17 protein-coding genes are annotated in these 24,644 nt (G+C 72.4%); 8 read left to right on the top strand and 9 right to left on the bottom strand.

Annotated elements, in window-relative coordinates:
- Positions 1-116 precede the first annotated feature (116 nt).
- Positions 117-1,262: a citrate/2-methylcitrate synthase gene (locus tag ABG085_RS11800; RefSeq protein ID WP_347975935.1), complete on the top strand. Its 1,146-nt coding sequence runs from the start codon at positions 117-119 to the stop codon at positions 1,260-1,262.
- Between the two features lie 53 nt (positions 1,263-1,315).
- On the opposite strand, the gene ABG085_RS11795 is transcribed toward ABG085_RS11800, so the two are convergent.
- From ABG085_RS11795 to ABG085_RS11785, 3 genes are all read right to left on the bottom strand, one after another.
- Entirely contained in the window at positions 1,316-3,076 is a 1,761-nt protein-coding gene (locus ABG085_RS11795) for a gamma-glutamyltransferase (RefSeq protein WP_347979180.1), read from the bottom strand.
- 65 nt (positions 3,077-3,141) lie between these two features.
- Positions 3,142-4,572 (bottom strand): aminopeptidase P family protein, encoded by a 1,431-nt coding sequence (locus ABG085_RS11790; protein WP_347975934.1) that lies wholly within the window; start codon positions 4,570-4,572, stop codon positions 3,142-3,144.
- Positions 4,573-4,612: 40 nt separating this feature from the next.
- Entirely contained in the window at positions 4,613-5,635 is a 1,023-nt protein-coding gene (locus tag ABG085_RS11785) for an endonuclease/exonuclease/phosphatase family protein (RefSeq protein WP_347975933.1), read from the bottom strand.
- Between the two features lie 83 nt (positions 5,636-5,718).
- Between ABG085_RS11785 and ABG085_RS11780 the strand changes: the two genes are divergently transcribed.
- Complete coding sequence (locus ABG085_RS11780) at positions 5,719-6,582, top strand: PHP domain-containing protein (protein ID WP_347975931.1); 864 nt, start codon at positions 5,719-5,721, stop codon at positions 6,580-6,582.
- Positions 6,583-6,643: 61 nt separating this feature from the next.
- Here ABG085_RS11780 and ABG085_RS11775 read toward each other — a convergent pair whose 3' ends face one another.
- Together ABG085_RS11775 and ABG085_RS11770 are read right to left on the bottom strand one after the other, a co-directional pair.
- Positions 6,644-7,078, bottom strand: coding sequence for an SHOCT domain-containing protein (locus ABG085_RS11775; RefSeq protein ID WP_347975930.1), 435 nt, complete (start codon positions 7,076-7,078; stop codon positions 6,644-6,646).
- Between the two features lie 106 nt (positions 7,079-7,184).
- Positions 7,185-8,717, bottom strand: coding sequence for a DEAD/DEAH box helicase (locus ABG085_RS11770; protein ID WP_347975929.1), 1,533 nt, complete (start codon positions 8,715-8,717; stop codon positions 7,185-7,187).
- A 212-nt stretch (positions 8,718-8,929) separates the two neighbouring features.
- Here ABG085_RS11770 and ABG085_RS11765 point away from each other — a divergent pair, with 212 nt between their 5' ends.
- Positions 8,930-9,643 (top strand): ferritin-like fold-containing protein, encoded by a 714-nt coding sequence (locus ABG085_RS11765; RefSeq protein WP_347975928.1) that lies wholly within the window; start codon positions 8,930-8,932, stop codon positions 9,641-9,643.
- Positions 9,644-9,661: 18 nt separating this feature from the next.
- On the opposite strand, the gene ABG085_RS11760 is transcribed toward ABG085_RS11765, so the two are convergent.
- Positions 9,662-9,952: a hypothetical protein gene (locus ABG085_RS11760; RefSeq protein ID WP_347975927.1), complete on the bottom strand. Its 291-nt coding sequence runs from the start codon at positions 9,950-9,952 to the stop codon at positions 9,662-9,664.
- Between the two features lie 13 nt (positions 9,953-9,965).
- Positions 9,966-10,190 carry a DUF3107 domain-containing protein gene (locus ABG085_RS11755; RefSeq protein ID WP_163620598.1) on the bottom strand — a complete coding sequence of 75 codons (225 nt, stop codon included), beginning with the start codon at positions 10,188-10,190 and terminating at the stop codon, positions 9,966-9,968.
- Between the two features lie 157 nt (positions 10,191-10,347).
- On the opposite strand from ABG085_RS11755, the gene ABG085_RS11750 reads away from it, so the two are divergent.
- On the top strand, positions 10,348-13,590 hold the full coding sequence (locus ABG085_RS11750) for an ATP-dependent DNA helicase (RefSeq protein WP_347975926.1): 3,243 nt from the start codon (positions 10,348-10,350) through the stop codon (positions 13,588-13,590).
- Positions 13,591-13,652: 62 nt separating this feature from the next.
- Positions 13,653-16,967 carry an ATP-dependent DNA helicase gene (locus ABG085_RS11745; RefSeq protein WP_347979179.1) on the top strand — a complete coding sequence of 1,105 codons (3,315 nt, stop codon included), beginning with the start codon at positions 13,653-13,655 and terminating at the stop codon, positions 16,965-16,967.
- Positions 16,968-17,025: 58 nt separating this feature from the next.
- On the opposite strand, the gene ABG085_RS11740 is transcribed toward ABG085_RS11745, so the two are convergent.
- Entirely contained in the window at positions 17,026-18,300 is a 1,275-nt protein-coding gene (locus ABG085_RS11740; RefSeq protein ID WP_347975925.1) for a phosphotransferase, read from the bottom strand.
- Between the two features lie 77 nt (positions 18,301-18,377).
- On the opposite strand from ABG085_RS11740, the gene nudC reads away from it, so the two are divergent.
- Complete coding sequence (gene nudC / locus ABG085_RS11735) at positions 18,378-19,292, top strand: NAD(+) diphosphatase (protein ID WP_347975924.1); 915 nt, start codon at positions 18,378-18,380, stop codon at positions 19,290-19,292.
- Positions 19,289-21,115: an ATP-dependent helicase gene (locus ABG085_RS11730; RefSeq protein ID WP_347975923.1), complete on the top strand. Its 1,827-nt coding sequence runs from the start codon at positions 19,289-19,291 to the stop codon at positions 21,113-21,115. The genes nudC and ABG085_RS11730 overlap by 4 nt, the downstream gene beginning before the upstream one ends.
- 777 nt (positions 21,116-21,892) lie before the next feature.
- Here the strand turns inward: ABG085_RS11730 and ABG085_RS11725 are convergent.
- Positions 21,893-23,332, bottom strand: a complete 1,440-nt coding sequence (locus ABG085_RS11725; RefSeq protein ID WP_347975922.1) for a zinc-dependent metalloprotease — start codon at positions 23,330-23,332, stop codon at positions 21,893-21,895.
- Between the two features lie 145 nt (positions 23,333-23,477).
- On the opposite strand from ABG085_RS11725, the gene ABG085_RS11720 reads away from it, so the two are divergent.
- Complete coding sequence (locus tag ABG085_RS11720; RefSeq protein WP_347975921.1) at positions 23,478-24,605, top strand: S16 family serine protease; 1,128 nt, start codon at positions 23,478-23,480, stop codon at positions 24,603-24,605.
- Positions 24,606-24,644 lie beyond the last annotated feature (39 nt).

Genomic DNA, 24,644 nt, shown 5'->3' with positions numbered 1-24,644 from the left:
GAACGCACGATCAAGTTCCGACACTGACTGTAGCGGCATCGCCCCGCCGGGACCGTTTCGCGGTTCCCCCGACCCCATTCGCTCGACCACGATTCGCCTGACCACAAGGAGCCGAAATGAGCGCCATGACAGCACCCACCCCGATCGACGTGCCGCGGGGGCTCGCCGGCGTCGTCGTCGCAGAGACGGCGGTCAGCGACGTCCGGGGCGACGAGGGCTTCTACCAGTACCGCGATCGCTCCGCGATCGAGCTCGCCGCGTCGGCGACGTTCGAGGACGCGTGGCAGCTGCTGGTGACCGGCGACGCGGCGACGGATGCCTCGCGCGGGGCGTTCGCCGGCCGCGTCGCCGCCGCTCTGGAACGACGCGATGACGTCGAAGCCGCCGTAGCGGCCGCGGCCTCGGCGACGCCGGACGTGCTCGCCGGGCTCGCGGCGGCCTGGCCGCTGCTCGGCGCTCGGCGCGGCATCCGTCCGCTGTACGACCTCGACGAGGACCAGCGCCTCGATGATGCGATCTCGCTGGCTGCGTGGACGCCCGTCATCGTCGTCGCGCTGTGGCGACGTGCCCACGGGGAGGCGGTGCTGCCGGCTCACGAGGGCCGCGGCGTCGTCGCGAACTACCTGCACCAGGTGACGGGCGCCGTCCCCGACGAAGCGACGGAGCGTGCGCTCACCGCCTACCTCATCGCCGTCATGGACCACGGCTTCAACGCCTCGACCTTCACCGCCCGGGTCATCGCCTCGACGGGAGCGGATGCCGCGGCCTGCCTCGTCGGGGCCCTCGGCGCTCTCACCGGCCCGCTGCACGGCGGGGCGCCGTCCCGCGCGCTCGACGGGCTCGATGCCGTCGGAACGGCCGACCGCATCGAGCCGTGGATCCGCGGCGAACTCGCCGCGGGCCGTCGGTTGATGGGATTCGGGCACGCCGTGTACCGCACCGCGGACCCGCGCGCCGAGCTGATGAAGGAGGTCGCACTGCGCACCGGCGGTGCGCGGGTGGAGCTGGCCGTGCGATTTCAGGAGACGGCGGAACGGCTGCTCGCGGAGGCGAAGCCCGGGCGCGAACTTCACGCCAACGTCGAGTTCTGGGCGGCGCTCGTGATGGAGCGGTGCGGCCTGCCCCGATCGATGTTCACCCCGACGTTCGCCGTCGGCCGCACCATCGGGTGGACCGCACACATCCTCGAGCAGGCACGCGACCCGAAGATCATCCGGCCCTCAGCGCGCTACGTGGGCCCGCAGGTTCGGGCTGCTGCCTGAACCGGGGTGGACTGCCGGCGCGCCTTGCTCACCGACCTGCGGCGTAGCCTTGCTCACCGACCTGCGGCGTACCCCTGCATGCCGCGCGGGTTGGCGGCGCCCCAGAGGACGCCGGTGTCGGCATCCCGTCCGACGGCCGACACCCGGCCGAGCGCCCAGTCGCCGGCGCGCGTCACCACGTGGCCGCGGCGTTCGAGGCCGGCGATCAGCGCATCGCCGAGGCGGTTCTCGACGACCGCGCCGGCGGGCGTCCAGGTGCGCGGCCAGAACGACTCCGGGAGCGAGGTCGTGTGCAGCGCGGGCGCATCGATCGCCTGCTGCGGCGAGTAGCCGCCCACGATGATGCGCAGGAGGGCCAGCAGCTGCCACTGGTCCTGCTGGTCGCCACCGGGGGAGCCGATCGCGAACTCCGGACGCCCGTCACGCAGCACGAGCGTCGGAGTGAGGGTCGTGCGCGGACGCCTTCCCGGCATGAGGGATGACGGATGCCCCGGCTCGAGCCACGTCATCTGCAGGCGCGTGCCCAGGCAGAACCCGAGGGCGGGGATCGTCGGCGAGGACTGGAGCCACCCGCCCGACGGCGTCGCAGAGACGATGTTGCCCCAGCGGTCGATCACGTCCAGATGGCAGGTGTCGCCCCGCGTCTCGCCCGACGACGACACGCGCGGCTCGGCGGGTGCGACCGTCGGCTCGCCGGTGCCGAGCCGGGGCGCGTCGTATGCCGTGCGCAGCGGCGGGCGGAACGCGGTTCGCCCCGGCAGCGAGCCGGGCCGGAACTCCGCAGAAGCGGTCTCGCTGATGAGGGAGCGTCGAGCGTCCAGATAGTCGGCCGACAGCAACGCGTCGAGGTCGACCTCGTCATCGCCGAACCAGCCGTCGCGGTCGGCGTACGCGAGCTTCTGCGCCTCGAGGATCGTGTGCGCGCCGGCTTCCTGCGAGGGATCCAGGAGATCGTCGGCGAGCGGTTCGAGCACGCCGAGTGTCTGCAGCAGCGCCGGACCCTGCGTCCATGCCCCGGCCTTGGCGATGGTGCGGCCGCGGAACTCCCGCGTCACCGCCGTCTCGTAGCCGGCCTCGAAGGCGGCGAAGTCGTCCGGCGTGATGACGCCCGCGTGCGCGCCGCCGTCGGAGTGCCGATGCGGCTGCGCCAGGAACGCCGACGCCTCGTGTGCGACGATCCCGGTCCGCCACTCCCGGCGTGCGGCGTCGATGCGGGCGGCACGGCCCACCGGGCCGTCGTCGCGCACCGTGCACGAAGCGTGCACGAGCCCGTCGAGAACGGCGGCATACGCCGGATTGCGCATGATCCGACCCGCCGCCGGCGGTTCGTTCTCCGGCATCCACAGTTCCGCGGACGTCGGCCAGTCGCCGCGGAACAACTCGGCCACGCGCGCGATCGTCGCGGCCGCGCCCGCCACCAGCGGGTGCCCGTCGCGGGCGTAGCCGATCGCGTACGCCAAGACGTCGGTGAGCTCCCACGTGCCGTGGTCTCGCAGCAGCAGGAGCCAGGCGTCGACGGCGCCCGGCACCGCCGCGGCGAGTCCGCCGGCGCCGGGCACCAGATCGAGACCCTCGCCGCGATAGTGCTCGATCGTCGCCCGGGCGGGCGCCGGCCCCTGGCCCATGAGCACCGTCGGGGCGGCAGCATCCTTCTGCTGGAAGATCGCCACCAGGTCGCCGCCCGGACCGTTCAGATGCGGTTCGACGACGTGGAGCACGAACGCTGCGGCGACCGACGCGTCGAACGCGTTGCCGCCGCGTTCCAGCACCGCCTGCGCGGTGGCCGTCGCGAGCCAGTGCGTCGATGCCGACATGCCGAAGGTGCCCGTCAGCGTCGGGCGCGTCGTGAACGACGGTGCAGCGGTGTACGTCACAGCGCTCAGCGGGCTCCGGCGATCCAGGCCTCGACCTCGTCGGCGGTACGCGGGATGGCGGCCGACAGGTTGACCGGGCCGTCCGCCGTCATCAGGATGTCGTCCTCGATGCGCACGCCGATCCCGCGGTACTCCTCCGGGACGGTGAGGTCGTCGATCTGGAAGTACAGGCCCGGCTCGATCGTGAAGACCATGCCCGGCTCCAGGATGCCGTCGTAGTACATGTCACGACGCGCCTGCGCGCAGTCGTGCACGTCGATGCCGAGGTGGTGGCTCGTGCCGTGCACCATGTAGCGGCGGTGGTGGCCGCCGCTGTCGGCATCGAGAGCCTCCTCCGCCGACACCGGCAGCAGGCCCCATTCGGCGACCCGCGCCGCGATCACCTGCATCGCCGCCTCGTGCACCGAGCGGAACTTCACCCCCGGCTTCGCGGCCGCGAAGGCCGCGTCGGCAGCCTCGCGCACCGTCTCGTAGACCTTGCGCTGCACGTCGGTGAAGCGGCCGCTCACCGGCAGCGTGCGAGTGATGTCGGCGGTGTAGAGGCTGTCGACCTCGACGCCGGCGTCGATCAGGATGAGATCGCCCGGCACGACGGCGCCGTCGTTGCGCGTCCAGTGCAGGTAGCAGGCGTGGGGACCGGATGCCGCGATCGTGTCGTAGCCGACCGCGTTGCCGTCGCTGCGCGCCCGCTGATGGAACACGCCCTCGACGATGCGCTCGCCGCGGGGATGCTCGACGATGGCCGGGAGATGCGCGACGATGTCGTCGAAGCCGGAGGCTGTGACCTGGACGGCGAGCTCCATCTGGCCGATCTCGTAGGCGTCCTTCACCAGCCGCAGCTCCGAGACGAACCGCGTCAGCTCGTCGTCCTCGTCGAGCACGACGTCGCCGTCGGCCGCCTCGAAGTCGTCGATGTGCGCGGTGGCGAGACCGAGCTCGGCGCCGACGCCGGCCAGCGCGGGGCGCGGACCGATCCAGAACTCGCCGATCGAGGCATCCGAGTAGAACTCGCTCGTCGTGCGGTCGGCGCGCTCGCGGAAGTACAGCGTGACCTCGTGACCGCCGGAGGTGCGGGGCTCGAACACCAGAACGCCACCGGGCTCCGAGTCCGACGCCCAGCCCGTCAGGTGCGAGAACGCGGAATGCGCGCGGAAGGGGTAGTCGGTGTCGTTGCTGCGCTGCTTCAGCTCGCCCGCGGGGATCACCAGGCGCTTGCCGGGGAAGGCGGCAGAGACGGCGTCGCGGCGCGCCGCGGCGAACGGCGCCTGCGCGCGCGCGGGCGGCATCGTGTCGGGACGCTCGGCCCACCCGGTGGAGATGGTGTCGAGGAAGCCCTGACCGAATGGCTGGCGGCGGTTGGTGCTGGTGGAGGGCGGGGTCGCGGTCTCGGTGGTGCTCGTGGCGCCGGTGGACTGCTCGCTGGCTGCGCTGCTCATGCCCTCCAGTCTCGCACGCGACCGCGGGCGCGAGACAGGCTCAGCCGGCCGGCTCGTACTGCACGATCAGCGGGCGATGGTCCGAGCCCGAGTCGTCGAGCGACCGCAGCACCAATGACCCGGATGCGCGCCACTGAGGCGTGGCCATCACGTGGTCGATGGGGGTGCCGAGGATGGCCGGCATCTGCGCCGACCAGGTGCCGAGCGCGCCGTTGCCGGTTTGGACGGCGGCGTCGGTGCAGTGGCCGAGGGTGCCGCCGTCGAGCCCGAGACCGGCCATGTGGTCGACGGTCGCGTTGAAGTCGCCGGCCATGATCACGTTGCCGTCGCCGCACTGATCCGCCAGCCACTGCAGGTCGTCGCGCCAGCTCTGCATGTAGCTCGGCCGAGGGGCGACCGCGTGCACGGCCACCACGATGGGGCCCTCGCCCGACACCGGCATCGCGACGGCGCTGGGCACGGTGGAGGTGTTGCTCGTCCCGTCGAGGGAGGACTCGATGACCGCGTAGTCGCCCAAGTCGGGCGAGATCAGCAGCGTCGTCGATCCGGCATCCCATTCCGTGGAGGGATCGGAGGCGTGGTGCGCCCACATCCGGTGTCCGAGGTCGCGCATCGCGAGGGCGACGCTCTCGCCCGTCTCGATGGTGGTCTCGGGGAGGGCCACGATGTCGGCATCCATCGCCACGGCGATCTTCGCGATCGTCTCGGGCGGCGTCGCCGGACCCGCCGTGTTCCAGGTCATCACGCGGATGCTCGCGTCGGTCTTGGCCGGGAGCGGGTCGGTGCCGAGGCCGCCGCGCCCCGACAGCACCGCGACGTTCGCCACCGTCGCGATGCCGGCGAGGAGCGCGATCGACAGGGCGAACGCGCGCAGCGGCCGCACGATCGCGAAGAGGAGCGCCAGCAGCGCGGCAGCGGCGAAGGCGAGCGCGAGGATGCCGCGGAACGACACGATCTGGGCGATCGGGTAGATGCGCTCGACGCGGAAGAAGCCGGGGAACGTGAGCACCGCTGAGGCGATCGCGCTCAGCGCGATCACCAGGATCCCGAGCAGGCGAAGCACGACGGCGACTCTATGCGAGCAGGCTGTGAGATCCGTCAGCGCCGCGGGCGTGGCGCGAGTCGGCGCCGCGCTACCCTCGGAGGATGCCCGGCTCCCAGCGCTTCGAAGGACCGAGCGATCTGCATCTGCACTCGGCGAACTCCGACGGCACGCAGCCCCCGGCCGAGGTGATGGCGTCCGCCCACCGGCACGGGGTGCGGACCGCGGCGCTGACCGACCACGACACGACGTCGGGGTGGGCCGAGGCGGCGGATGCGGCGACCTCGCTCGGCATGACGTTCGTGCCCGGCATGGAGCTGTCGGCGCGCCACGAATGGCGGAGCGTTCACGTGCTGGCGTACCTGCCCGATCCCGACGAGCCGGCACTGCGGGCTGAGACCACCCGCATCCGCTCGTCGCGGCTCGATCGCGCACGGCTCATGGCCGACCGGATCTCCCGCGACTACGACGTGGTGTGGGACGACATCCTCGAGCAGACGACCGACGGCGCGACCGTCGGCCGCCCGCACATCGCCGACGCCCTCGTGGCGCGGGGCCTCGTGCGCGATCGGGCGGAGGCCTTCGCCGGAATACTGAACCCCGGCGGCGACTACTACGTCGCGCTGTACGCCCCCGATCCGGTGACCGCCGTGGGGCTCGTCGCCGGCGCCGGGGGAGTGCCCGTCATCGCCCACCCCGCGGGCCGGGCCGGGCTGCTGCCCCAGCGGCTGATGGAGCGGATGCTGGATGCCGGCCTCGCGGGCTTCGAACTGGGACACCGCGAGAACCGGGACCCCGCGCTCACCACCCTGCGGGAGCTCTGCCGGGAACGCGATCTCATCGTCACCGGCTCGAGCGACTACCACGGCCTGGGAAAGCCCAATCAGCCGGGCGAGAACACCACCACCGACGAGATGGTCGCGCGCATCATCGCGCGGGCGACCGGAAACGCCCCCGTCTACCCGTGAGGGCGGACAGGGGCGTTTCGCGGTCGCGATCAGCTCTGAGCTGATCAGCCCCGAGTGCTGATCAGCTCAGCGCCCGGGCCTTCAGCGCGTCGTACTCGGCCTGCGTGATCGTGCCGGCGTCCAGCAGACCCTTGGCCTTGGCGATCTCGTCGGCAGCGCTGGCGCCGCCGGAGCCCGCCACGGACTTGATGTAGGCGTCCTGCGCGCTCTGCAGCTCGGCCGCCTGCTTCGCGCTGCGCTGGGCCATGCCGTTGCCGCGGGCGATCAGGTAGACGAGCAGCGTCAGGAACGGGACGAAGATCAGGAAGATGATCCAGACCGCCTTCCACCACCCGTTCAGCGTGTGGTCGCGGAACAGGTCGCCGATGACGGCGAACAGCGCGAACAGGTACGCCATGAAGAAGAAGATCCAGAGGAACCACCAGATGATGTCCCAGAAGGAGCCCCAGAAGCCCTGGTACTCATATGCGGTGGTGACGGCATCGAGGATGTGCACGATTCGCCTTTCTTGACTGCGAGGTTGCGGCGCCACGTGCGCCGCTTGCGCTCACCATAGCGCGGTCGCGGTGCCGTGTGACGGCACCGCGACCGGTGAAGACGAATCAGGCGCCGACCGTGGCGCCGCCCGCGGGGGCGGACCCTCCGCCGCTGCCGCCACGGCGACGCCGGCGCCGGCGGGGCGCGGGCTTTCCGTCGTGGTGCTCCTTGCCGCCGCCGTCGTGCGTGCCGCCGCCCTCGGTCGAGCGGTCGCCGTCCGGGGACGTCGTGCCGTTCTCCGACGGGGCGGAACCTGCGCCTTCGAGCGGCTCGAACGTCGAGCCGACGCGCTCGGCGTCACCGCCGCGGCGCCGACGACGCCGGCGCGCGGGGGCCTGTCCGTTCGTCTCGACCTCGGCTGCGGCATCCGTCGCCCGCTCGGGCTGCACGCGGACGGCCTGGGTCTTCGGGGCGGTCACGATGCGCCCCTTCGTGCCGGCCGGGATGTCGAGATCGGTGAACAGGTGCGGGCTCGAGGAGTACGTCTCGACGGGCTCCGGCTGACCGAACTCGAGCGCACGGTTGATGAGGGCCCACTTGTGCAGGTCGTCCCAGTCCACGAAGGTGACCGCGATGCCGGTCTTGCCGGCACGGCCGGTGCGACCGGCGCGGTGCAGGTACGCCTTCTCGTCGTCGGGGATGGTGTGGTTGATGACGTGCGTGACGTCGTCGACGTCGATGCCGCGCGCGGCCACGTCGGTGGCGATGAGCACGTCCTTCTTGCCCGCCTTGAAGCCCGCCATCGAGCGCTCGCGCGCCTCCTGGCTCATGTCGCCGTGCACGGCGCCGGCGTTGAAGCCGCGATCGTTCAGCTCGTCGACGAGCTTCTGGGCGGCGCGCTTGGTGCGGGTGAAGATGACGGACTTGCCGCGACCCTCGGCCTGCAGGATGCGCGCGATGACCTCGTCCTTGTCCAGCGAGTGCGCCCGGTAGACGAGGTGCTTGATGTTCGCCTGCGTGAGGCCCTCGTCGGGATCGGTCGCGCGGATGTGGATGGGGTTCGACATGAACCGGCGCGCGAGGGCGACGATCGGGCCGGGCATCGTGGCCGAGAAGAGCTGCGTGTGACGGATGGCCGGCACCTTCGAGAAGATCTTCTCGATGTCGGGCAGGAAGCCGAGGTCGAGCATCTTGTCGGCCTCGTCGAGCACGACCTCGGTCGCGTGCGAGAGGTCGAGGAGGCGCTGGTTGTTCAGGTCGATGAGGCGCCCCGGGGTGCCCACGACGATCTGCGCGCCGGCCTTCAGCTGGTCGATCTGGCCCTCGTAGGCCTTGCCGCCGTAGATGGCGACGACGCTCGTCGGCCGGCCCGACGTCAGCATGTCCATGTCTTCGTAGACCTGGACGCACAGCTCGCGGGTCGGCACCACGATGAGCGCCTTGACGCCGGGCGCCGGGGTGGGTCCGAGACGCTGGACGACGGGGATGCCGAAGCCGAACGTCTTGCCGGTGCCGGTCTTGGCCTGGCCGATGATGTCCTGGCCGGGAAGGCCGAGGGGGATGGTCTGCTCCTGGATGGGGAACGCGTCGACGATGCCTTTTACGGCAAGAGCCTCGACGATGTCCTGATCAACGCCGAGTTCGGCGAAGGTCGTCACGATGTGTGCCTGTCCGACAGTGAGATGCTGCCTGGGTTCTTGCCCGGGCGCGGTTGCAGCCTCGTCGAGGCCACCGCGCGGGCGGAAGTGCGGTCCACGCCCTTCTCTCCCACAGGCGCGGGCGCCCCGATCCGACGCCGGGGACGTCACCCACGATACCCGAGGGATCCGGTGCGAACACGTGGAGGTCGGCGCCTCGTAGGCTTTCGTGCATGGTGAAGTGGTTCTGGGAGCGGCGCGACACGGGCCGCAAGCTCCAGCTGCGCTCGCGTGACGAGCTGAGCGGCGGCGATCGTGTCGACTTCGAAGAGCTGGCTCCCGACATCGATACGTTCCTCGGCCAGGCCGCCTATCTGCAGCTCGGATTCTTCGAGACGCTGACCGAGCTGATCCAGACCACTCCCGAGCTCGGCGAGAAGGAGGCGGTGTCGCGTGCTGCCGGCGCCGCGCTCACCAAGCACGAGGCGCTGGTCGCGCTGATCCGCGAGCGGGGCGACGACCCGACCGAGATCATGCGCCCGTTCCGGGAGCCGCTCGACGGCTTCCGCGCGGCCACGCACGGCGTCCGCTCGCAGGAGACCATGCTGTCGGTGCACATCACCGCGGGGATGCTCGACGACTTCTACCTCGCCCTGTCGGCGAGCTACGGCGACACCGGTGACCGTGTCGCCCGGATCCTCCAGGCCGACGACGACCGCCAGGCCATCGTCGAGCTGATCGCCGAGACCATCGCCAGCGACCCCGAGTGGAAGTCGCTGCTCGCGCTCTGGGGCCGCCGACTGGTGGGGGACACGCTGCTGATCGCGCGCGCGGCGCTGCGACCCGTGTCACTGGGACGCGCCGAGGAGCAGAAGGTCGAGCCGGTCTTCACCGAGCTCATGGCCGCCCACTCACGTCGCATGGACGCGATGGGCCTCGCCGCCTGAACGGCAGTGTCGGCGGCGTCAGCCGATGCCGAGACGGGTCTTCTCGCGGGCGTCGTGTGCGACGCGGCTGCGCGAGATCGCCAGAACCGCCGGGTAGGTGACGACGATCGGCACCACCAGCGCCGCCAGCCAGGGCCACGGGGTGTCGATGCCGACGCCCAGCCACGTGAGGATCGCCCACGCGAGGCCCGCCGAGACGGCGCCGATCATGGGAGCGAGCACGACACCGCGCGTGAGGCGCTGGTGCAGCTGGAAGTGGATGCCGACGCCGATGACCGCGCCGACGATGAAGGCGATGAGGATCTGCACGTCACGAATCCGGTCAGGCCACGAAGCCGACGCGGCGGGATTCCTCGGAGCCGAGCTCGATGTAGGCCAGTGCCGCGGTGGGGACGATGTACGAGTTGCCCTTGGCGTCGGCGAACGTCACGTGCGTGGCGCCGGCGTCGAGCGCTGCGGCGACGGACTTCTTCACGTCGGCCGCCGGCTCGTTCGTGTCGAAGTTGAGCTCGCGGCCGGTGTTCGCGATGCCGATGCGGATCTCCACGTGACTGACCTCCTGCGCGGGGCGACGATGTTCTTGCCGAAAGGCTGAGGGTCCCCGGACGCATGGCAACTCTACGACACGGCGGAGGGGCATCCGCCCGCGGCCGGAACGCTCTGGGCGAACGGCCGATGTCGGCCGGCCGCGCTAGCGTCGAAGGGTGACCTCGGGCAGCCATGACCACGCGACATATGCGCCGGACGCGTCGCAGCAGGCCGTGCTGGCACTGCCGGCGGACGCGTCGGGCGTCGTCGTGGGGGCCCCCGGAACCGGCAAGACCGAGACGCTCGTCGCGCGCGTGGCGGCGCTGGTCGAGGCCGGCGTCGACCCCGACACCGTGCTCGTCCTCACGCCGTCGCGACAGACGGCGACGGCGTTGCGCGATCGCCTCGGGCTCGCCGTGCAGGTGGCGACGACCGGTCCGCTGGCGCGGTCGGTCGCCTCGTACGCGTTCCAGATCGTGCGGGCGCACGCGGTCGCCGTGGATGCCGACCCGCCCCAGCTGCTCACCGGCGGCGACGAGGACCAGATCATCCGCGACCTCCTCGAGGGCGACGAAGAGGACGAGGCCGCCGGCGCCCCGCGCTGGCCGGACTGGCTCGGCGCCGCGATCCGCGGCACCGCCGGCTTTCGCACCGAGGTGCGCACGTTCCTCGCCGAGTGCACGACGCTCGGCATTGGGCCCGCACGGCTGCGTGAGCTGGGCGAGCGGCACGAGCTGCCCGCGTGGGTCGCGCTGTCGTCCTTCTTCGCCGAGTACCTGCAGGTGCGAGACGGCATGCGCGGCGCGCACCGGGATGCCGCCGGGCTGGTCCGCGAGGCGGTCGGGCTGCTGCGCACCGCACCTGCCGGGAGCCCGGCCGTCGACCGGGTGCGGGTGGTGCTCGTCGATGACGCGCAGGAGCTGACCCTCGGCGGCGTGGAGCTGCTCGAGGCTGTTCGCGCCCGTGGCGGGGCCGTGCTCGCATTCGGCGACCCGGATGTCGGCTCCGGCTCGTTCCGCGGGGCGACGCCCGAGAACTTCGCGCGGCTGGCGTCGTCCCTCGGGGCGGTGCAGGTCCTCGCGGGCGGGCACCGCGGCACGCCGTGGCAGCGCGACCTCGTGGGGCGGGTGACCCAGCGGATCGGCGCCGTCGGCGTCGTCGCGCACCGCGGTGCCGCCCTCGATGCCGAACCAGACGAATCGGTGCGCGTGCTCAGCCTGCGCTCGACCGCGGAGGAGTACGACGCCGTCGCGCGGGTGCTGCGCGAGCGACACGTCCGCGACGGCGTGCCGTGGCGGGACTGCGCCGTGATCGCGCACGACACCCGCCAGGTGGCCGCGCTCGAGGCGGAGCTGTCGGCCAGAGAGGTGCCGGCGCGCTCGGCCGGGCCCGGCCGGGCGCTCGGCGCCGTGCGGCCGGTGGCAGACCTGCTGCGGCTCGTCGAACTCGCCTCCCGCGACGACTGGAGCTTCGAGGACGTGTCGGCGGCACTCGTGGGCACGTACGGGCGGCTCGACGTCATCGAGCTCCGTCGGCTGCGTTCGGCGCTGCGCCACGGCGAACTGCGCCGGCTGCTCGAGGCGGGCGCCGAGAATGCCGACCACGCGGAGAACGCGCCGGCCGCGGAGACGGTCGAGCGCTCCGGCCGCGACCTGGTGCTGTCGGCCATGCGGCAGCCGCTGGAGTTCGACCTGCTCGACACCCGGGAGGCGCGACGGGCGGGGTCGCTCGCGCGCACCCTCCAGGCGCTCCGCGAGGATCTCGACCGCGGTGCCACCGCGCATGAGCTGCTGTGGACGGCGTGGGATCGCAGCGGCCTCGCACGCACGTGGGCGGAGCTCGCACGGGGCAACGGTCCTCTCGCGGAGCAGGCTCATCGCGACCTGGACGCCCTGGTGGCGCTGTTCCAGGCGGCCAAGCGCTTCGTGGAGCGATCGCTCGACGCCGATCCGCGGGTCTTCGTGCGATCGATCCTCGACAGCGGCGTCGCCGAGGACCGGCTGGAGGCGCCGACGCGGGACGACAGCGTGCGCATCATGACGCCTGCGGGCGCCCTCGGCATGGAGTTCGACACGGTCGTCGTCGCGGGTGTGCAGGACGGCGTATGGCCGAACACCCGGCTGCGGGGGAGCCTCCTCGACACGTGGCGACTGGCGGATGCCGCCACCCGCGCCGACGGCGAGACGATGGGCGCCTTCGACCGCCGTCGCGCGGCGATGCACGACGAGCTGCGGCTGCTCGCGCGGGCGCTGTCCCGCGCCACCGCCCGGCTGATCGTGACGGCCGTGGACGACGACGACACAGGCCCCAGCGTCTTCTTCGAGCTGCTGCCCGACCCCGAGCCGTTCGAGCTCGACCACCCGGTGTCGCTGCGCGGGCTCGTCGCACGACACCGGCGCACGCTCACGCATCAGGTCGGGCGCGCGGCCTCGGCCGCCGGCCGCCCGGGAACGGTGACGGCGGGTCCGGCCGCGGGCTCGGCGGAACGCGCGGCCGGGCAGCTGGCACTCCTGGCGGATGCCGGGGTCCCCGGCGCGGCGCCCCGCGAGTGGTACGGCGTCTCGGCTCCCACCTCGACGGGCCCGCTGCGCGATCTGGCACGAGAGGACATCCGCGTCTCGCCGTCGCGCCTGCACGCCCTCGAGGAGTGCGAGCTCAACTGGGTCATCGCGGATCTCGGCGGCGACCCCGGCGGCACGACGGCGGGCCTGGGCACGATCATCCATGCCGCTCTGGAGCACGCGGCCGGGCACGACGAAGCCGCGCTCTGGGCCGAGGTCCAGTCGCGGTGGGGCGAGCTGACGTTCGAGGCCGCGTGGCGCGATCGCGCCGAGCAGACCCGGGCGCGGGACCTCGTGCGGCGCCTGCACCTCTATCTGCGCCGCTTCGACGACGCCGGCGGCACGCTGATCGGCGCGGAGCCGCACTTCGAGGTGGAGATCCCACTCGACGACCTCCCGCGCACAGAAGAACACCCTGCCACCGCCGAGGAGCACCGTGTGATCCTGTCGGGATACATCGACCGCGTCGAGCTCACTCCGGAGGGAACCGTCGTCATCCTGGATCTCAAGACCGGCAAGCGCGAACCGCAGACCGACGCCAAGGTGCTCGACAACCCTCAGCTGGGCGCGTACCAGCTGGCGTTCGAGTCGGGCGCGATCCCCGAAGTCGACGGACACGCCTCGGGCGGCGCGAAGCTCCTCGTCCTGCGCCCGACAGCGACGAAGTCCGACTACGTGACGCCGTGGCAGCCTCCCTTCGACGACGAACGTCGGGATGCATTCCTCGGCCGCATCCGCACCGCCGTGACGATCATGCGGGGCGAGACGTTCACCGCCCCCTACGAGGAGCACTGCCGCGACGAGCACGCCTACGGGCTGTGCCGCATCCACACGGTCGGTGCGGTGAGCGCCTCGTGACCGTCGTGCAGGGCCTCTCGGTCGAGCAGCCGGCACGCGACGTCGTCACGCCCGGCCCGCGCCTGTCGGCGCGCGTCATCGCGGCGGCGCTGGGCCAGTTCCCGCCGACGGACGAGCAGACCGCGGTCATCGAGGCGCCGCTGGCCCCGGCGCTCGTCGTCGCCGGCGCGGGCAGCGGCAAGACGGAGACGATGGCCGCGCGCGTCGTCTGGCTGGTGGCGAACGGCATCGTCCGTCGCGACGAGGTGCTGGGGCTGACGTTCACCCGTAAGGCCGCCGGCGAGCTGGCGGAGCGCATCCAGAAGCGTCTGGCGCGCCTGGCCGAGTTCGAACGGCACGGTCTGCTGCCCGCGCTGCCCGGGCTCGCGGAGGCCGGTGCCCTCGACGCCTTCGGCGACCTCGAGCGCTCCGGCATCGACGGCGCGCGCGCGACCGCCGAGCGCCGGCGACTGCTCGAGACGCTCGCGCGAGCGGTCGACGCGACCCCTCAGGACTCGTCGGAAGACGCCCTGCTGCACCGGCCCACGGTGTCGACCTACAACAGCTTCGCCGACCAGATCGTGCGCGAGCACGCGCTCCGCATCGGACGGGATGCCGAGGCCGCCGTGCTCTCGGAATCCGCGGCGTGGCTCCTCATGCGCCGCGTCGTCTTCGCCTCCGACGATCCGCGCCTCGAAGAGCGCGGCGAAGCCGTGCGCTCCATCGTCGACGCGGCGCTGCGCATCGCCCGCGACGGCGTCGACAACCTCGTGGACTTCGACGCGCTCGCGGCGTTCCCCGAGCGCTTCCGCGGCGTCCGTGAGCTGCCGTCGACCAACCGGAGGACGACGGTCTACGCGGATGTCGCGGACGCCGTCGACCGCGTCGAGGCGCTCGCCCTCCTGGCGGACCTCGCCCGCGAGTACGCCGCCGAGAAGCTGCGGCTCGGGGTCATCGACTTCTCCGACCAGGTCGCCGGCGCGCTGGAGGTGGTCGCGAGTCACCCCGCGGTGGCCGACGAGCTGCGCGATCGCTACCGGGTGGTGCTCCTCGACGAGTATCAGGACACCTCGGTGGCCCAGACCGACCTGCTCGCCGCGCTCTTCGCGGGCACCGGCGTGATGGCCGTGGGCGATCCGCATCAGGCGATCTACGGCTGGCGCGGTGCGAGCGCCGGCAACCTCGGCGGTTTCGCCGACGCCTTCGCGCCCGGCACGCACTGCGCGCAGTACGCGCTCCTCACGAGCTGGCGCAACAGCGCGTCGGTGCTGACGGCGGCGAACGCCGTGCTCGCGCCGCTGGCGGCATCCGCGGGCGCAGTGGCCGTGCAGGAGCTCCGCGCGCGTCCCGGCGCACCGGCGGGTGTCGTCGAGCTCGGTTTCGATTCCGACCTCGACACCGAGGCCGATCGTGTCGCCGAGTGGTTCGCGCGCGTGCGGGCGGAGCGCGCGCAGGAGGGCCGCTCGACGACCGGGGCCATCCTCTTCCGCAGCAAGAAGCACATGGTCCGCTTCGGCGACGCGCTCGGGCGCCGCGGCATCCCGCACCGCATCCTCGGCCTCGGCGGCCTGCTCTCCACCCCCGAGGTGGTCGACGTGGTCTGTGCGCTGCGGGTGATCAGCGATCCGTCGGCGGGCTCGGCGCTCATCCGCCTCCTGTCGGGCCCGCGGTGGTCCATCGGCCTGCCGGATCTGCGCGAGCTCGCGGCGCTGTCCCGCCGGCTCGCGCGGCACGACGCCGCGCTCCAGCCGCTGGCGCCGGAAGTGGTCGAGCGCATCCGGGGGAGCGCCGGCGACGACGACGGCTCGCTTGTCGACGCGCTCGACTTCGTGCTGCGACAGAAGCCCGACCACGGCTGGCTGGCGGGCTTCACACCCGAGGCGCGTGAGCGGCTGCGCGACGCGGCATCCGTCTTCGCGGGACTCCGCCAGGCGAGCGGGATGCCGATCCCGGAGCTGGTGCGGCTGATCGAGCTGGAACTGCGGCTCGACATCGAGCTGGCGGCGAACGAGTCACGGGGGCCGGCGCGGATCGCGTCGGCGCAGCTGCGCGCGTTCGTCGACGAGGTGCACGCCTTCCTCGCCGCGGACGAGACCGGCTCGCTCTCGAGCCTGCTCGCGTGGCTCGACCACGCCGAGCAGCTCGACGAGTTCGCCCCGCGCACCGAGCCGCCCGAGGACGACGTCGTACAGCTGCTCACGATCCACGGGTCGAAGGGCCTCGAATGGGATGCGGTCGCGGTCGTGCGCCTCGTCAAGGACGAGCTGCCGAGCGCCCCGCGCGACACCAAGGCATGGCTCGGCTTCGGCGTGCTGCCCTACGCATTCCGCGGCGATTCGGCCTGGCTCCCCGCACTCCGCTGGCAGTCCGCGCAGACGCAGCAGGAGCTGAAGGAGGCGATCGACGCCTTCGTCGAGGCCAACCGCAACCGGCAGCTCGAGGAGGATCGCCGGCTCGCCTACGTGGCGGTGACGCGCGCGCGCGACCATCTGCTCCTCACCGGCGCGACGTGGTCGGGCACCAAGCGGCCCCGCACGCGCAGCGTGTTCTTCACTGAGATCGCCGAGGCGCTCGGCGTGGCGCTGGCCGACGACGAGGCCGGCGACGACCCCTACCAGGGAGCCCGCCGTGTGCTGCAGTGGCCGATCGACCCCCTCGGCGGCCGCCGCGAGGCGGTCGAGTGCGCGGCGCGCGCGGTGCACGAGGCTGCTGCGTCGCCCCTGGGCGAGCTGGATCCGCAGGCGGCTCTGCTGCTCGCCGAGCGCGAGGCGCGCCGCGCGCGTCCGGTGCACACCGCACCCACGCGCATCGCGGCCTCGCGGTACAAGGAGTACGTCGCCGACCTCGAGGGCACGCTGGCGGGCATCGCCCGACCGATGCCCGAGCGGCCCTTCCGACAGACGCGCCTCGGCACCCTCTTCCATGCGTGGGTCGAACAGCGCTCGGGGCAGTCAGGTCTCGGCGGCTCTCTCGACGATGCGCTGTGGGAGACCGACGATGACGTGTCCGGTGGCGTGGCATCGGGAAGCGAGGCGTCCGTCGAGGACGCGACGGCCCTCGCAGCGCTGCGCGAGCGGTTCCTCGCGTCCGAGTGGGCGTCGCGCCGGCCGATCGAGGTCGAGACCGAGATCGATTTCACGACGATCGGTCCCGACGGGTTGCCGCACATCGTCATCTGCAAGCTCGACGCCGTGTATCGGCGCGAGGACCGCGGCGGGCGGATCGAGATCGTCGACTGGAAGACGGGCGTCGCACCGCGGACACCCGCCGAGAAGGACGAGCGGATGCTGCAGCTCGAGCTCTACCGCCAGGCCTACCACGCGAAGCACGGCGTGCCGCTGGAGGAGATCGACGTCACGCTCTATTACGTCGCGGAGGACGTCATCCTCCGCGGTTGAGGCGCACCGACGCCGTTGAGAAAGGAGTGTGCGCGGCGTCAGCCCGGAGACGTCGACTTCACTCGGCCCGCCAGCGGCGCAGTGCCGCTTCGGACGCACGTTCCGCCTCGGCTGCGGCATCCGTGCCGGCATCGCCGTCGGTCGTCGCCGGCGAGCCGAACGGCGCGGCAGACCGGACCGGCAACGCGATCGGCGCCGTGGAGACGTCATCCGACGGGTGCGGTGCGACATCGGGAACCGGATCGGGGGTGTCGTGGGTATCGGACTGCTCTTCGGCGACCCACTGCGCGAGCTCTTCGGGGTCGTACGCGTCGGTGTGCATCGACGTGTCGACGGTCGGCGCGACGGGGCCCGGCGTCCGCTCCAGCAGCGCGATGGCGTCGTCGACGTCGAGGGCGTCGTCCGACACGATGTCGTCACCGGCGACGCCCGTCGCCAGTGACTCGAGCAGCTCGACGGCGTCGGCGACGATGTCGTCGCGGTCGGCGTCGTGCCCGTGCACCAGCCACTTCGCGAACTCGAGCTCCGCGTACAGGCGTGCGCGCTCGCGGGTGCGGGCGTCGGGCGCACGGCCGCTGCCCGCCACGTAGGCGGCGTAGACGTCGTCGGCCGCGTCGGGCGCCGACGCGAGCCACTGCAGGTCCGTGGCCGGGTCGCCGATCGACAGTCCATGCCATTCGAGCAGGCCCGTGACGGTCGGCACGCCGTCGAGATCCTCGAACAGGAAGGAGGCCGCGCCCGCCCCGCCGAGCACGACGGCCGACTCGAAGCGCCAGAGGTCGTCGGAATCCGCTGCGCGATGCCAGCGGCGGGCGAGGCTCACCGGGAGCCGGCGCGTCGCGACGGCGCGATCGATCAGCCGCGTGACGTCGGCGCGCACCTGGGGCGGGGTGCGGGCCGGAAGCCCTTCGCCCTTCACGATCGAGTGGGGGAGGGCGTGCAGCGCGGCGAGCGCCGCACCCAGCGAGGTCGCCGCGCCACGTCCGGCCGGCAGGTGCGCGGCATCGACCCGGTAGCCGGGAAGGAAATCGACGACCACGACCCGCGAGTCGCCGAGGCCGGCCTCTCCGAGCAGCTCCGGCGCGCGGAAGGGGAGCAGGCCGCGAACGCCCGGCGTGAGGGCGCGGAGGGCGCGCGCTTCGGCGGCGAGCTCCGGCGCGGCCGAGGCATCGGCGGGAACGCGCACGACGACGCGTCGCCCGTCGTCGAGGTCGGCGACCGCGGCGTCGTAGCGACCGGTCGACCCCTCCGTGAGGGCCCCGACGCCGACGACCCCGACCCGAGGCAGAGCCGACGTGACCGACGCGGCTAGAGTGAGGGGTGAGCGTGCCATGTGCCCAGGGTAGGTCGGTCGCGCTCGTCCGTCCCCGCGCCACGCCCGGCCCTGAACGACGAAGCGGAGCATGTTCGATGACGGCGCCCGACAGCATGAGCCCTCCTCCGCTGGCACGTCCCGGCTTCGACCGCGCCGCCGGGGAGCGTCTCGTTCCGGGTCTCGTCGATGCGCTGAAATCGGATGCCGAGACGCGCGTGCTCGTGATCGCAGGCGACGCCGCCCCGCTGGCCGCGCCGGACGCGCTGCTGTGGCGTTCTCCCGACGACGTGCCCGCCGGCGCCGAATGGGCCTTCCTCGGGCGGCACGATGACGGCGGTGCGCTGCTTGCGGCGGTGTTCCCGTCCTCGGAGGACGAGCTGTTCTCGGCGCCGGCAGGATGGGCGGGTCTGCGCTCGGCGGGGGCGGCATTGTCGGCGGCGGAGGCGGGTGCCTTCGTCGCGGCACTGAGCCTCGGACGGTGGCTGCTGGACGCCCCGTTCTGTCCCGCCTGCGGCACGCGGACGATCCTCGGCGACAGCGGGTGGTCGCGCCGGTGCCCGCACTGCGGACGCCAGCACTTCCCCCGCACGGATCCCGCGGTGATCGTGGCCATCACGAGCGCCGAGGACCCCGACCTCCTGCTTCTGGGGTCCAACGCGCTGTGGGGCGCCGACCGCTTCTCGTGCTTCGCGGGGTTCGTCGAGGCGGGGGAGTCGCTCGAGGCCGCCGTACGCCGGGAGGTCACCGAGGAGTCGGGCGTGGCCGTCGGCGTCGTCTCCTACCGCGGCTCGCAGGCATGGCCCTACCCCCGTTCGCTCATGGTCGGCTTCCTCGCCGCGGCGATCGACGACGCGGCGGCGGAGGCCGACGGCGACGAGATCGCGGCGGTGCGCTGGTTCACACGGGACGAGATCGGCCGAGCGCTGGCGGGCCGCGGTGACGTCACCCTGCCGGGTCCCGCCTCCATCGCGCACCGCCTCATCGCCGACTGGCACGCGGAGCGGGCATGAGCTCCGACGTCCTCGACGGGCTCGACGAGAACCAGCGAGAAGCGGCGACGGCGCTGCGCGGCCCGGTGGTGGTGCTGGCGGGCGCCGGCACCGGCAAGACGCGCGTCATCACGCACCGCATCGCCCATGGTGTCGACACCGGTGCGTACTCCCCGGGGCGCGTGATGGCGGTGACCTTCACGACGAAGGCGGCCGGCGAGATGCGCGGCCGGCTGCGGGCGATGGGCGTCGGCGGCGTCGCGGCGCGCACCTTCCACGCCGCCGCCCTGGCGCAGCTCAACTTCTTCTGGCCGACGCTCGCGGGCGACAGCGCGCCGGGCATCATCGACAACAAGGTGCGCCTGCTCGCTCACGCAGCCGACTCCATCGGCCTCTCGCCCGATACGGCCACGCTGCGCGACGTGGCGTCCGAGATCGAGTGGCGGAAGGTGTCGATGCTGAGCGTCGACGGCTACGTCGCGGCACGGCCCAACGGCGTCGGGCGACTCGGCGTCGACCGGGTGGTCGCACTCCAGCACGCCTACGAGAAGCTCAAGGATGAGCGGCGTCAGCTCGACTTCGAGGACGTGCTGCTGGCCTGCGCCGGCATGCTCGAGGCGGAGCCCCAGGTGGCCAAGGCGGTGCGCGAGCAGTACCGGCATTTCACCGTGGACGAGTTCCAGGACGTCTCACCCTTGCAGAACCGCCTGCTCGAGCTCTGGCTGGGCGACCGGCGCGACATCTGCGTCGTGGGCGATGCCAGCCAGACGATCTATTCGTTCGCGGGCGCGGACGCATCCTTCCTTCTCGACTTCCCGACGCGCTTCGAAGGAGCGCGCGTGGTGCGGCTCGAGACGAACTACCGATCGGATGCCCCGGTCCTGGCGGTCGCGAACGAGCTGATGCGCGGGCGCCCGGGCGCACTGCACCTCACGGCGGCCGCGTCACGCGCCGCCGAGACAGCCGGCGACGAGCCGAACCCCGCAGCGACGGCGTCCGGAGTGACGGCCCCCACGGCATCCATCCCGACCGTGACGGCGTTCGAGGACGATCGCGCGGAGGCACGCGCCGTAGCGGCCCGCATCGGGGCGCAGATCGCCGCCGGCGCCGATCCGCGCCACATCGCGGTGCTCTACCGGGCGCACGCCCAGTCCGCCGAGCTGGTCGCTGCGCTCGCCGACGCGGGCATCGCGACGACGGTGCTCGGCGGTCGGCGCTTCTTCGACATGCCCGAGGTGCGCCAGGCGGTCATGGAGCTGCGCGCGGCATCGGTCGCTCCGATCGAGAGCGGATTCGTCGACACGGTGCGTGACATCCTGCGCTCACGCGGCCTCACGGACGAGCCTCCCGAAGCCGGCGGCGCGCTGCGCGATGCGTGGGAGGCCCGCGCCGCCATCCTGCGGCTCGCCCAGGAGGCGCCGGCGGGCACCACGCTGCGGGCGTTCACCGACGAACTCACGGCGAGGGCGAAGGTGCACGACGAGCCGGCGATGCGCACGGTGACCCTGGCGACGCTGCACGCGGCGAAGGGGCTGGAGTGGGAGCACGTCCACCTCATCGGCGTGGCGGAGGGCCTTCTGCCGATCTCGTACGCGACGACCTTCGAGCAGGTGGACGAGGAGCGGCGCCTCGCGTACGTCGGCATCACGCGGGCCGGGCGAACGCTGTCGCTGACGTGGTCTCGAGGCGTACGGGAGCGGCAGCCGTCGCGGTTCCTGCGAGAGATCGGCAGCGGCACTCTGCGTGCGGGCGGTGCGATCGCACGTTCCGGTGCAGGGAGCCGGCGCGCAGCGCCACCGACCGCGTCCGGGGCGCCGAGGGGTTCCGCGCGCGCTCAGCGATGAGTCGTCCGGCGACGATGCCGGCCTCCCACAGCACCGCGGGCTCGCTGTCGACCGCTCGCCCGAGCAGCTGCGCGGCGACGGCCGGCCACGACGGGTCGTCGTCGCGACGTCGAGCGGCGATGCATGCCAGGCACGCGGTGCGTCCCGGCTCCACGAACGGCCCGATCTCGGCTCCCGAGCCGGTCAGCGTCACCGGCACGTGAGGGATGTCCGCCCCCATGAGCCCCGCGACGGCGCCGGGTGCGACCAGCCGGTGCACGACGAACACCACGGCGGCGGCATCCGGGTCCGCGCCGCCGACCGGATCGAAGCGGTGCGCCGTGTCGACGTCGAAGCCCGCCGCGGCGAGTCCCGTGCCGACCGCATCGCGATGGTGCTCGGGCACGTCCGACGCGCAGTGCAGCACGACGCGGCGGGTGGCCGCGGCATCCGTCGTCAGCGCACGGCGGATGCGCGCGAGGAACCGGGTGGCGGCGGCGGCGTCAGGAGCGCCGAGAGCCTGCGCGAAGGGGACGAACGCGCCGTCCGGGACGCCGCGTTCGAGCTCGCGGAGGACGCGCTGCTGCCACGGCTGCGGATCCTCGAGGATCGCGACCGGCTCCGAGCCGAACTGGAGCGCGGTGTCGGTCCGCCACACCGGAGGAAACGCGGGGTCGAGTCGCAGCATGCGCCCGATCCTTCCGCACGGGCGGTCGTCCACCGGCGGTATCCACAGACGCGAGGCCGTTCGGGCGGGATCGGCAACCTGGGGAGGAGGCGGCACCGTGCCCGGTCGCGTCAGACCGGTCGATGATCGCCGGGAGCGCCGCTCCCGTCGTCGTCGTCCTCCTCCGGCGTCTGGTCCTCGGGTCCGCTCTCGTCCTTCGGTGCCGACGAGTCCTCACCTGCGAGCAACCGCGCGAGCGCATCGTCCATCTCGTCGCGGACCGGCTCCTCGCCCCGTGCCCGGGCCTCGAGCCGAGCGACGAGCGCCGCAGGGTCGTCGATGTCGGAGGGGGCGGGCATGAGGTCGGGATAGTCCCACAGCGAATCGCGTGCGGCCGGGCCCACGGCATCCGTCACGGCACGCCACATCGCCGCGGCTTCGCGCATGCGGCGGGGCCGGATCTCGAGGCCCACCAGCGAGCCCAGCGCGCGCTCCGCCGGACCGCCGACCGCCCGACGGCGTCGCACCGCCTCGGCGATCCGCTGCGCCGAGGGAAGGCGCGAAGTCGCGTCCTCGGTGACGACTTCGACCCAGCCCTCCACCGTGGCGAGCAGATTCTCGAGTCTCGCGAGCGCGGCGTCCTGCGCCTCCGAGCGCGCCGGAAGCAGCGCGCCGCTCTCGATCGCCTTGCGGAGCTCTTCGGGTTCGGACGGATCGAAGCGCGTGGCGAGGTCTTCGAGCGCATCGGTGTCGACGTGCACGCCGCGCGCGAAGTCGGTGACCTGCGAGATGACGTGCAGACGCAGCCATCGCGCGTGGCGGAACAGCCGGGCGTGCGCGAGCTCGCGGGTGGCCGCGTACAGGGCGAGCTGGTCGTCGGGGACCTCGAGGTCGCGCCCGAAGTCGGCGAAGTTCTGAGGAAGGATCGCGGCCTCGCCGTCGGGCATCAGCGGGATGCCGACGTCGCCGCCGCTCACGACCTCTTTGGAGAGGTTGCCGACCACCTGGCCGAGCTGCGACGCGAAGAGCGACCCGCCGACCGTGCGCATGAGGCGACCGGCTCCCTGGACGAGACCCTGCATGTCCTCGGGGGCCTGCTCGCTCAGCGCCGTCGTCAGAGCGTCGGCGATGCTGGTCGCGACCGGGGCGGCGAGCTCCTCCCACACCGGGAGGGTGGCCTCGACCCAGGCGCCGCGCGTGAGGGTCACCGGGGGAGAGGGCAGGTCCGAGATCGTGGTCGCCTCGCTGAGCCACAGCGTCGCCAGCGCGAACGCCTGATCCAGGTCGGTGCGCTGGCCGGCCGTGACGCCGAGCCCCTCCTGGTTGGCGATGTGGAGCGCCTGGCGCTGCGCCATCTCCCACGAGATGCCGCTCTCGTCGGCGTTCTCGAACGCCCCTTGGAGCTGCCGCATGACCGCCTGCATCATGGCCGGGTCGATGTTCATGCCGGACAGGCGCGAGAGCTGTTCGGGGTCGAAGTCGCCCGCGGAACCCCCGAACAGCCGCCGGATGAGCTCCTGGAAGTCGTCCTCGGGGCTGGGCCCGTCGCCAGGAGTGTCGTCGTCTGCCACTTCAGCCGCCTTTCAGCCGGTCGATGACGTTGCGCTCTACGCTAGTCGCAGCATCCGACGCACTCCCCGGCAGGGACCCCGAACGCCTTACGCCGGTCGCGAACGACCCGGCACCCATCGAGAAGGCACGGAAGAGAGGTCCCGCGTGGCCCTGTTCGACGAGAACACGACGATCGAGCCCGCTCCCCGACCCCGGATGTCGCGGCGCACGCTCGCCGGCGTGTGGGCGCTCGCCGTCGCGATGATCGTGCTGCTGATCATCACGTTCCTGCCGACGTCGTACGTCATCCAGCAGCCCGGGCCGGTGTACAACACCCTCGGCAGCGCCGAGAACGCGGATGGCGAGGAGGTGCCGCTCATCTCGGTCGAGGGAGCGCAGACGTATCCCACCGAGGGTTCGCTGGATCTCCTCACGGTGCAGGTGCAGGGCAACCGCGAGCGCACGCCCTCGTGGTTCGAGCTCGCGATGGCCTGGTTCGATCCGAGCAAGGCGGTGCTCCCGATCGAAGCGATCTTCCCCGCGGGGCAGACGACGGACGACCGCAACGCGGAGAGCGCCCAGATGATGGTGAACTCACAGAACGAGGCCACCGCCGCCGCGCTCACCGAGCTCGACTATGACGTGGGTGCGACGCTGGCAGTCCACTCCGTCCTCGACGACGCCGCGGCCGCGGGCGTGCTGCAGGAGGGCGACCTCATCCTCGAGGCGAACGGCGAGGCGGTCGCGGACGTGTCGGCGCTGCGCTCGGTCATCAACGAGGGCGAGGGCGACCCGGTCGAGCTGCTGATCGTGCGCGACGGCGAGCAGCAGACGGTCGAGGTGACGCCGAAGGAGGAGACAGGCGAGGACGGCGAGACCGTCTGGCTCATGGGTGTCAACCTCACCACCGACTACGAGTTCCCGATCGACGTCACGATCCAGCTCAACAACGTGGGCGGTCCGAGCGCGGGGATGATGTTCGCTCTCGGGATCATCGACACTCTCACTCCGGACGAGCTGAACGGCGGCGAGCAGGTCGCCGGCACCGGCACCATCACTGCGGACGGCGAGGTCGGCCCGATCGGCGGCATCCGACAGAAGATGTGGGGCGCGGTGGATGCCGGAGCCGAATGGTTCCTCGCGCCGGAAGCGAACTGCGACGAAGTCGTCGGCCACATCCCCGGCGACCTGCGGGTCTTCTCGGTCGAGGACCTCGACGACGCGCTCGCCGTGCTGGACGGCGTGCGAGAGGGCGGAGACCTCGACGCGCTGCCCACCTGCACCGCGGGGTGACGCGGGGGATCGTGCCCCAAACGTTGCGCGATTCCGAGA

It is taken from the genome of Microbacterium sp. ProA8, from assembly GCF_039905635.1.
Lineage (GTDB): Bacteria > Actinomycetota > Actinomycetes > Actinomycetales > Microbacteriaceae > Microbacterium > Microbacterium chionoecetis.
The sequence above is the reverse complement of the archived record's forward strand: the minus strand, read 5'-3'. Positions and strand labels throughout refer to the sequence as shown.